The sequence below is a fragment of the Pseudoalteromonas sp. S1609 genome (assembly GCF_005887255.1).
GTDB lineage: Bacteria > Pseudomonadota > Gammaproteobacteria > Enterobacterales > Alteromonadaceae > Pseudoalteromonas.
Window position 1 is genome coordinate 17,882 of the sequence record NZ_PNDJ01000093.1, and the last position, 9,756, is coordinate 27,637.

Here is a 9,756-nt window from a genome sequence, read left to right on the forward strand (position 1 = left end):
TTAAAAGAGCGTCTTACAACGACTCTTTTAAATAATTAGCACTTTGATTTAAAGCCAGATATGGTAATTTACTCTTTCAACCAGCATCCTCCCTTGAGTAGGTTATATGAATACAAAAAACCGTTGGACATTAAAAAGTATTGCCAAAGAGTTAGGTGTGTCTAATGCTACGGTTTCAAATGCGTTTAATCGCCCTGATCAACTCTCGGCTAAACGACGCGAAGCCATACTTAAAGCTTGCAAAGAGCTCGGTTATTATGGCCCTAATAAAGCGGCGCAATCTCTGCGAAGTGGCACGTTTAATATTGTTGCTTTAGTGCTACCAGATAGCGTGGAATATATGGTGTCAGACCCTGTCGCCAGTAGCTTTATGCGTGGTGTAACCTCAGTGCTTGAAAAAAACGGCATTAATGTTTTATTGTTTTCAGGCAATAACGAAAACCTTAATAACGTTGTTGATTTTGTTGATGGGTTTATTTGTTATGGGCGCCCGCGAAACAAAGCACTGGTAGAGCAACTAAAAACAGTACAAAAACATGTGGTTACTGTGGATTTTGATATTGCCCGCAACGCATCAATTAATATAAATAACGAACAAGCCAGTTACGAAATAGCCAAACATGTTTTGCACAGTGCAACTGATAACGTGGCAATATTAGGCTTGAGATTACTCGATGAAAATGTATTGTGCCGAGTTTACGAACATCATGAGTTTGAAACGGGTCAATCTATTTCTCACCAACGCTTACGAGGTTATCAGCGTGCGATAAATGAAGCGAATGTAACGGTAGCCGACGACCGCATTTGGAATATTCCTGAAAGTAGCGAGCGTTTTGCCAGCATAGCTGCAAAAGAAGTATTAAACGCCTCACCACGCCCTGATGTGATCATATGTATGAGTGATTTAATTGCCCTCGCCACCATGCGAGAAGCAATAAAACAAGGGATAAAAATAGGGAGTGAGCTACGTATTGTTGGATTTGATGGCATAGAAGAAGCAGCCCGTTTTGTGCCTCGCCTTACGACTATTCATCAAAATAGCCAAGAAAAAGGTGTAATAGCTGCTAACTTATTTATTTCTAAAGAAGAAAAACAACACGAAGTAGGTTACGCACTAAATATTGGTGCAAGTAGCTGAGCGCTGTTAGTAGCGCAGATAAAAAAGCCAAGCTTAAGTTGCTTGGCTTTTTGGTTTTCAACAAATAAAGCTATTTAAACTAATAAACTTTGTAAGTTTAAAGTGTTTTCTTGAGCACCATTAACCTGCGTAATAAGTGCAGTACGACTAGCAAAATCAATACTCAAAGAAATTGATTGTTGCTCAAGCTTCCACATTAAACAACATACACTTGCGCCACCTTGAGCAGTAAATTCACCAGCAAATGCAGGATGCTCATTACGTATTTTAATTAATGCTATTAATCCTTTTACTACCGGCTTATTTAGCGCTTCATCTATTTTAGCGGCATCTAGATAAGGGCGATTAATATCACGACCAACGTTCGTTCTCGCCAGAAGCTCCATATCATTTTTACAAGCAAATAAACCACCGTAATATACTTGTGGTACACCCGGTGCAAAAAATTGAATGGCGCGAGATAATAAGTAATCAAAATCATTTGCGCCCAATGCATCGTAATACGTACAGTTAACTTGATATAGGTCGACATTACTTGCAGCTGCACCTGTTGCTTTACGGCTCTGGTTATTGCTGTTGGCATGCATGGTTTCTACTAAATTATCTATTTGAGATGCGTTTAACAGCCCTGGTTTATCGCCCATTGGACCCGCGTCAATAATGCCAATGCCATCATGGGTGTCTAGTACAGTTAAACAGTTACGCGGTGAAATTTGTAACCACTTAAGCAATGCGTCTACGTCATTATTAAATAAGCTGTGTAATATAAGCGGGGGTAAAGCAAAGTCGTATACCATGTTTACGCGCTTAGCCACGTCAACTTGAGTTTGATAATGACTATGAATTTCAGCAATGGTTTCCATGCCTAAATCATTTGCCTGCTTTGAGAGTTTATCTAAATAGGCAAATGTTTCATCAAGCATAAAACAGTTAGTACCTGCTTGCTTAATGGCGTAACCCGCTGCATCTAAACGAATAATGTTTACGTTGTTAGCAGAAAATTTAGTAAGTACGTTATTTAAATAGGCAATGCCCGCTTCTACTTTTACATTTATATCAATTTGGTTGTCGGTAAAGGTGGTCCAAAAATCATACGTTTGACCATCACCGCATTTCATTGGTGTAAAACAGCTTCCAGGCCGTGGACGGTAAATGGCTTGTTGTTCTTGGTTGCTCATGCCATTAGGGAATACGTCTTCTTTAGTTAAAAATAAATCCCAAAATTCAGAGGCTTTGCCTTTGGCCAGCACATCCTGAAATTGAAACGATTGCGCCGATACATGGTTTACTATTAAGTCGGCCATTAAATCATGGTCTTTTCCAAGTGCTTGAATATCTGACCAAGTTCCTATTCGGGCATCAACTTCACTGTGATCAATTGGGTCAAAACCTGCATCGCTACCATCTATTGGGTTATAAAATGGTAATAAGTGTACCCCTGCAAAAACGTCTTTAAGTGGACCCTTTAGAAGTGCTGTTAATGCGTTTATATCTTTACCGGTGATTCGATCAGCATATGTGATCAATTGAACTTTATTCTTCATCATGTGTGATTACCAAGTTGAAACTTAATCGATTAAGATATATCTTTAACTAGCAAGTAAGAATTTACAAGTAATTTTTAAATATTTTACATACAAATATCGTGGCTCGATTAATACTACAATAAGTTACTGACAACTTAATGTGTGTTACCAAGCATTTAACGAGGAAAAGCAAATGACAAAATCACACACACACGTAAGCAGCGATCCGTTGCAACAAATTCGTTGGCTCACATACATGATGTTTTTTATGTTTGCCATGACCTCTGACGCCGTTGGCATGATCATTCCCGAACTCATAAGCGATTTTGGTTTAAGTATGACCCAAGCCAGTGCGTTTCATTATGCGCCTATGGCCATGATTGCAATAAGTGGATTATTTCTAGGCTTTTTAGCCGATAGTCTTGGCCGTAAAAAAACGATTATGCTTGGATTATTAATATTCTCTGCAAGTTGTTTTTTGTTTGCGATTAGTAGCAGCTTTATATTTTTTGTTTTTTTACTGTGCTGTATTGGCCTCGCCATTGGTTTATTTAAAACCGGTGCATTGGCGCTTTTAGGTGATATTTCTAATAGCAACGAAGAGCACACCAAAACCATGAATAAAGTAGAAGGTTTTTTTGGCATTGGTGCCATTGTTGGCCCTGCTTTAGTTGGCGTGCTGCTAGTTCAAAATGTAAGTTGGACTTACCTTTACATCATTGCTGGCATTATGTGTTTGATTTTGGCATTGCTTGCTTGGCGTGCCGCTTACCCTGCTGTGGTAAAAAATACAGATAAGCCAGCCTCACTAAAAACGACTATGAAAATGGTTAAAAACCCTTATGCACTGGGTTTTTCACTTGCAATTGCTTTATATGTTGCCACCGAAGTTGCCATATACGTGTGGATGCCTACTCTACTAAAAGATTACACTGGCTCATGGCCGCTGCTGGCCACTTACGCACTCACAATCTTTTTTGTGTTACGTGCTGCAGGGCGTTTTATTGCGGTATGGTTACTGAATAGGTTTAGTTGGCAAGGAGTTATGGCTTACTTAAGCTTTGGCATTGCGCTGTGTTACGTTGGCACTCTTTATGGCGGCGTTGATTGGGCTGTGGCTTTATTACCTCTCTCAGGTTTATTTATGTCGATGGTCTACCCTACTTTAAATTCTAAGGGAATATCGTGTTTTCCTGTGCATCAACACGGCGCAGTAGCCGGTGTTATATTATTTTTTACCGCACTGTCAGCCGCCTTAGCACCTTTATTTATGGGTATGATCAGTGATTACTTTGGACACGTACGCTACGGATTTTATTTAGCCACGGGTTTTGCAGTCATATTATTTTTAGCTATGCTATTTAATTATATTCGTGACCCATCAGCAACTGCATTAGAGCAAAGTAACTTAGTCGCTGAGTAAACAAACAACTTTTAATGCTATAAAAACATTATAAAAATCAATGTTTGAGTAAAAAAACAGCAAATAATTAACAAAATAATTTGCTTATTGTAAAAACTTTGTTATTTTTACTTAATCGATTAAGTAAAAATAACAACTTCCCTTTGGGTTTAAAACGAGGCGTTCACATGACAACACACAACACACCTTTATATCTGATCAGTGCTTTAGCGCTCGCCGTTAGCCAAGGCGTTAATGCACAACAACAAGAGCAAAATACACAAGCGCAAGCCAACAAAGGACTCGAAACAATTGTTGTTACCGGTGTACCCCGCCGTACAACGATAATGGCGTCAAGTTCTTCTGTAAGCAGTGTGTCGCTTGAGCAAGTTGAGGTGTCTACGCCTCGCTCTACCGCTGAGGCATTTAGAATCATTCCTGGCGTTCGCTCAGAATCAACCGGCGGTGAAGGTAATGCCAACATTGCAGTACGTGGTTTACCGGTTGCCTCTGGTGGTGCTAAATTTTTACAGCTTCAAGAAGATGGCTTACCTGTTTTACAATATGGTGATATTGCATTTGGTAACGCTGACATTTTTATGCGCTTAGATAACACAGTGCAAACCATTGAATCTATTCGTGGTGGTTCAGCCTCTACCGCAGCCAGTAATGCACCGGGTGGCATAATTAATTTTATTTCAAAAAATGGCGAAAACGAATCGGGCAGCGTATCAACTACACTTGGCCTAGATTACGATACTATTCGAACTGACTTTGAATATGGCACCTATTTAAATGACACTGTACGCTTTCATGTTGGTGGTTTTGTACGTCAAGGTGAAGGCCCACGTGAAACAGGTTACACATCAAATAAAGGTGGGCAAATTAAAGCCAACCTGACCAAAGATTTTGAAAATGGATACGTGCGTCTTTATTACAAACATTTAGATGATAAAAGTGTTGGCTACTTACCTATGCCAATGTATGCAAATGGTGACTCAATCCCTGGGTTTGACGCACAATCAGATACCCCGCATTCAGCATTATTTACTAAAACAGTGCGCTTAAACGGCGAAAATCAAATAAGTAACGGCGATATTCGCGATGGTATGAATCCGCAAGTTGACTCAATTGGTTTTGAGGCTGTATTTGATTTAGACAACGATTGGCGTATTGAAAACCGTTTTCGTAAATCATCTGTAAGCGGTAATTTTAATTCACTGATCCCAGCTGAAGTTGGCGATGCATCAGCTATAGCGCAAAGTATTGGTGGTGTGGGTGCAACGCTTAGTAATGCGACCACAGGTGCTGCATTTAACGATGATTTAGCCATGCGTATTCATACGTTTGACGTAACCATGAACGACTTTGACTCAATTGTTAACGACTTCAAACTGACTAAATCGCTAAGTGATGATACTAGCGTTACTTTTGGCTATTATGCGTCAACCCAAAATATTGCCATGTCGTGGTTATGGAATTCCTACCTAATGGAGCTCAAAGGTGATAACGCAGCGCTATTAAATGTAACAGCCGCCGATGGGACTGAATTCTCTGAAAATGGCTTATACGCTTATGGCACGCCTTTTTGGGGTAACTGTTGCCAACGCGATTACGACACAGAATACGACACTCGTGCACCCTATATTGCATTTTCAACTAAGGTGGGTGACGTAAGTATTGATGCTAGTGCCCGTTATGACAGCGGTGAAGCGCGTGGTAACTATGCAGGCGCGGTTACCTCAACCGTTGATATGAATCGCGACGGTGTAATTTCTGTTCCTGAACAAAATGTTGCAGGTATTGACCTTGCAAATGCCAGCCCTGTTAATTACGACTGGGATTACGCATCATATTCAATTGGTGCCAATTACCAAATTGACTCAAGCCTTGCAACGTTTGCACGATTGAGCAAAGGCGGTCGCGCCAATGCTGACCGACTTTTATTTGGTAAAGTTCGCGCCGATGGCTCAGTAGCCGATGAAGATGCCGTTGATGAAGTAAACCAGTATGAGTTTGGTATTAAAAAGCGCTTTGATTCACTGTCAGTTTTTGCCACGGCATTTTATGCACAAACTGAAGAGCAAAACTTTGAAGCGACATCACAAACCTTTTTTGACCGCGAATATGAAGCAAAAGGGATTGAAGTTGAATCAACCTACTTTATTGATGCATGGGATTTTCGTGGTAATTTAACGTGGACAGACGCTGAAATTGCAAAAGATGCACTTACCCCTGAAGTGGTTGGTAATACGCCTCGTCGCCAAGCTGATTTAATTTACTCATTAATGGCACGTTACACTTATGAAAAAGGCTCTGCAGGCCTAAGCTTTATTGGTACTACCGATGCCTATGCTCAAGATAATAACGATCTTAAGTTTGATGGTTACACTCAAGTAAATGGCTTTGTAAGCTACGATTTATCAGAAAATCTTAATATTGCGTTAAACGTAAATAACCTATTCGATACGGTAGGTATTACTGAAGCAGAAGAAGGCTCAATACCTGATAACAACATTATACGCGCACGTGCTATTAATGGCCGTACAACGTCATTGACGTTTAAATACGCGTTTAACTAACCAATTTTAGTGTAACAATTGCTGAAGCTATGTTTGTTCAGCGATTATTACACTAGTTTTAATAATTCTCCCTTGAATTTTGACCTAGCCATGCTAGGTTTTTTAGGATTTACACTATGAACAAATTACTTAGCCTTGGTGAACTGCTTATTGATATGCTGCCTCAAGACTCTAAAAACAGTGCTTATTTACCCATTCCAGGAGGTGCTCCAGCTAATGTGGCAGTAGGTTACGCAAAGCTCGGCGGTAAAGCTGCGTTTTGTGGCGGTATGGGAGATGACTATTTTGCTAAACAATTAACTAATGCGCTTGAGCAATATAATGTAGATACTGAGTATTTATTTACCATAGAAGGCGCGCAAACAGCTATGGTTATTGTCAGCTTAGATGAAAACGGCGAACGCAGCTTTAACTTTTATCGTCATCAAACAGCCGATTTACTGTTAACGAGTGAGCACTTAAAGCGTATTAATTGGGATGAATTGAGTACCCTACACTTTTGTTCAAACACCCTTACTGATTCGGCAATTGCACAAACCACTGAGTACGCTTTAAAGCTGGCTAAAAACAACCACAAACTCGTTAGCTTTGATGTAAATTTACGCTACAGTTTATGGCAAAATATCAACGACATTGAGCAAAGCGTGCAGGCATGTTTCGCGTATTGCGATATTGTTAAGCTCTCACGTGATGAGTTAAACTTTTTAGCAACGCAACGCCAGCAATCAGCTGATATCTACTTAAAGTCACTGCTTGAATTAGGCGTCACGCTGGTGTTTTTAACCGATGGTCCGGCACCAGCGACTGTTTACCATAACGCTTTTACCCTCAGTGAAGCAGCTCCAACAATTACCGCTGTAGATACCACCAGCGCTGGTGATGCTTTTATTGCTGGCGTACTATACTACTTAAACCACAGCGATAATGCAGTGCCACTTACTGATAAGCTAAATGATGAGTCAATAGTAAAAAAAGCGCTTCACTTTGGTCTTCGCTGTGGCTCAAAAGCTTGCTTAGCTAAAGGCGCTTTTCCTGCACTTCCCACGCAGCAAACACTTTCGCAATAAACCAAGATACTTACAAAAAAGGCCACTGTTGGCCTTTTTTGCTAAGCGTCTAAATTATTGGTTTTTAGCCATTCTAAAGCGGCAGTAGCATTTTCAAAGTATTGTATTTCACCCGACATAAACCAACTGCCTAACTTAGCTATGGTTGATTGCCACTCTTTGTTACCGTAAATCGCTATTTTTTTAAATTCTTTGTTGTGTTTCAAGCCAAGCTTTAAATCGTCCCAAGCAGCACGAAGCTCCCAACCATCTAACTCAGTGCCATCTATCAATACGTTAACAATAGGATGCTTAACTTCGCCTAGCGCTGAATCGATCATTGGGGTGATCACTTCATAATCTTTGTGAGTTAAGGTACCAATTGCCTTAAGTGTTAAGAAAAACTCACAGCCTGAGCGCTCAATACCAATCGATAAACCATGTGTTAAAAATTAACCATAACTCAACCCTTGAATGAAAAGAGCTTTGATTATAGGCAACAGTTAAAAATTATCATATGAAGCAGGTCAAAAAACAGCCAGTTAATGCCGATTTATCCTTTGAGCTAATTATGTTTCTTTAACCGATTAACTTGATTTTCTACATCATTTAAATAACCGGTTTTTATCCATACTCTTGCGCCATTGTTACCCGCTGTGGCGTTAATTTCACTATTAACAGGCACTCTAAGCCAACTGTGTTTTTCAAGTGTGTCGTTATGCTCTTGTAAAGTGCCATCCAAAACCAACAACTCAGCACCACCACTTACCGTGAGCGTTAAAGATTGATTAGCATTAAACTGCAAAATACTCACTGTTTCATATGCATCTTGATATAACGAAATGGCATTTAGGTCATTAAACTCGGGGGTTTTCTGCCCTTGCATCTGCTGCGTGAGAATACGAACGTGCTGGCGTTCTTCTGGCTGAAACTGCCACAGTTTTACAAATATAATGCAACCATCTTTTGAGCCAGGAGTATGCTTTGATTGCGGAGGATTACGAATATAGGCACCTTCTGGGAAATCGCCATGCTCATCTTGAAATACCCCATCGAGCACTAAAAACTCCTCGCCCCCAGTATGAGTATGTGGGCTAAAGTGGCTGTTTGGCGCATAGCGTACAATACTAGTGGCTCGAGCAATTTCGTCGCCCACTCTGTCAAGTGGACGTCGATCAACACCCGGCATGGGCGAAGCTATCCATTCAAGTGACTCGCTATGTACTACGACACGTTGACTAAAGTCGGCAGCAATTTTCATATTTGACTCCAAATTATTAATTTATAGCAGCAATACTTTGACGCTGAGCGACCTTTTGTTGCCATGCAATTAAGTGCGTGAGTTCAGTAGGAATAGCAATTTGTGCAAAGCCTGCAAACACAAGTCCTGCGTATAAGGTAATATCTGCAACACTAAATTGTTCACCTGCCACATAAGTTGAGTTTGCTAATACGCTATTAAAATAAACCAAGCCTTGCTGTGCTTTTTCAGCTTGCTTTTCACCCCATGCAACATTTTGATAGGTTTCAAGTTTAGGTCCTAATCCATCAGTAGCATGATGAAAGTAAGTGGCAATTGCATCAAGTACCATCGACTCAGCACGTTTTTGCATCATATTAATTACTGCGCGTTCTTTTGCCTCAACACCAGTTAATGAAGGGCCTGCAAAAGCGGTATCAATGTATTGTGTAATTGCAGTGCACTCGGCAATAAAAGTACCATCATCAAGCTCTAGTACAGGTACACCTGCCAACGGATTCTTTGCCAAGAAAGCCTCACTGCGGTGCTCCCCATTTAATAAATCAACAGCAACAAACTCTACTTTATCAGTCGCATTTTTTTCAGCAAGTGCAATACGAACCCGTAACGGGTTTGGGTAATTTTCTACGTCATAAATTTTCATAATGATCTCTTATATTTTTAACAACAACCTAGGGTCTGTTGACCTTTGCGGATTATAATTTGTTCAAACTAGGGGCGGTTTAATCGCGGCGCGAGATTTGTAACCTAGTGGGCTAAGTAAAAACCGAGCAACAAAGAGTAAATCGCCCTTAGGCAGAA

Annotated in this window: 8 protein-coding genes; 4 read left to right on the forward strand and 4 right to left on the reverse strand. The window is 40.3% G+C overall.

Annotation, left to right across the window (positions count from 1 at the left end):
- Positions 1–106 precede the first annotated feature (106 nt).
- On the forward strand, positions 107–1,138 hold the full coding sequence (locus tag CWB76_RS18190; RefSeq protein ID WP_138609511.1) for a LacI family DNA-binding transcriptional regulator: 1,032 nt from the start codon (positions 107–109) through the stop codon (positions 1,136–1,138).
- A gap of 74 nt (positions 1,139–1,212) precedes the next feature.
- On the opposite strand, the gene gtfA is transcribed toward CWB76_RS18190, so the two are convergent.
- Positions 1,213–2,685 (reverse strand): sucrose phosphorylase, encoded by a 1,473-nt coding sequence (gene gtfA / locus CWB76_RS18195; RefSeq protein ID WP_138609513.1) that lies wholly within the window; start codon positions 2,683–2,685, stop codon positions 1,213–1,215.
- Between the two features lie 172 nt (positions 2,686–2,857).
- Here gtfA and CWB76_RS18200 point away from each other — a divergent pair, with 172 nt between their 5' ends.
- The 3 genes from CWB76_RS18200 to CWB76_RS18210 all read left to right on the forward strand — a co-directional run bounded on the left by CWB76_RS18200 (position 2,858) and on the right by CWB76_RS18210 (position 7,715).
- A complete protein-coding gene (locus tag CWB76_RS18200) occupies positions 2,858–4,087 on the forward strand; it encodes an MFS transporter (protein WP_138609514.1) in 1,230 nt (409 codons plus the stop codon).
- A gap of 167 nt (positions 4,088–4,254) precedes the next feature.
- Positions 4,255–6,648 (forward strand): TonB-dependent receptor, encoded by a 2,394-nt coding sequence (locus CWB76_RS18205; RefSeq protein WP_138609516.1) that lies wholly within the window; start codon positions 4,255–4,257, stop codon positions 6,646–6,648.
- A 116-nt stretch (positions 6,649–6,764) separates the two neighbouring features.
- Positions 6,765–7,715, forward strand: coding sequence for a carbohydrate kinase family protein (locus tag CWB76_RS18210; RefSeq protein WP_138609517.1), 951 nt, complete (start codon positions 6,765–6,767; stop codon positions 7,713–7,715).
- A 41-nt stretch (positions 7,716–7,756) separates the two neighbouring features.
- On the opposite strand, the gene CWB76_RS18215 is transcribed toward CWB76_RS18210, so the two are convergent.
- From CWB76_RS18215 to CWB76_RS18225, 3 genes are all read right to left on the reverse strand, one after another.
- A complete protein-coding gene (locus CWB76_RS18215) occupies positions 7,757–8,125 on the reverse strand; it encodes a SpoIIAA family protein (protein WP_138609519.1) in 369 nt (122 codons plus the stop codon).
- Positions 8,126–8,259: 134 nt separating this feature from the next.
- Complete coding sequence (locus tag CWB76_RS18220; RefSeq protein WP_138609521.1) at positions 8,260–8,955, reverse strand: cupin domain-containing protein; 696 nt, start codon at positions 8,953–8,955, stop codon at positions 8,260–8,262.
- 16 nt (positions 8,956–8,971) lie between these two features.
- Positions 8,972–9,598 (reverse strand): glutathione S-transferase family protein, encoded by a 627-nt coding sequence (locus CWB76_RS18225; protein ID WP_138609523.1) that lies wholly within the window; start codon positions 9,596–9,598, stop codon positions 8,972–8,974.
- Positions 9,599–9,756: the final 158 nt, after the last annotated feature.

Coding starts and splice junctions, on each gene's coding strand:
- CWB76_RS18190 (WP_138609511.1), top strand. CDS start 107: ATGAATACAAAAAACCGTTGGACATTAAAAAGTATTGCCAAAGAGTTA.
- gtfA (WP_138609513.1), bottom strand. CDS start 2,685: ATGATGAAGAATAAAGTTCAATTGATCACATATGCTGATCGAATCACC.
- CWB76_RS18200 (WP_138609514.1), top strand. CDS start 2,858: ATGACAAAATCACACACACACGTAAGCAGCGATCCGTTGCAACAAATT.
- CWB76_RS18205 (WP_138609516.1), top strand. CDS start 4,255: ATGACAACACACAACACACCTTTATATCTGATCAGTGCTTTAGCGCTC.
- CWB76_RS18210 (WP_138609517.1), top strand. CDS start 6,765: ATGAACAAATTACTTAGCCTTGGTGAACTGCTTATTGATATGCTGCCT.
- CWB76_RS18220 (WP_138609521.1), bottom strand. CDS start 8,955: ATGAAAATTGCTGCCGACTTTAGTCAACGTGTCGTAGTACATAGCGAG.
- CWB76_RS18225 (WP_138609523.1), bottom strand. CDS start 9,598: ATGAAAATTTATGACGTAGAAAATTACCCAAACCCGTTACGGGTTCGT.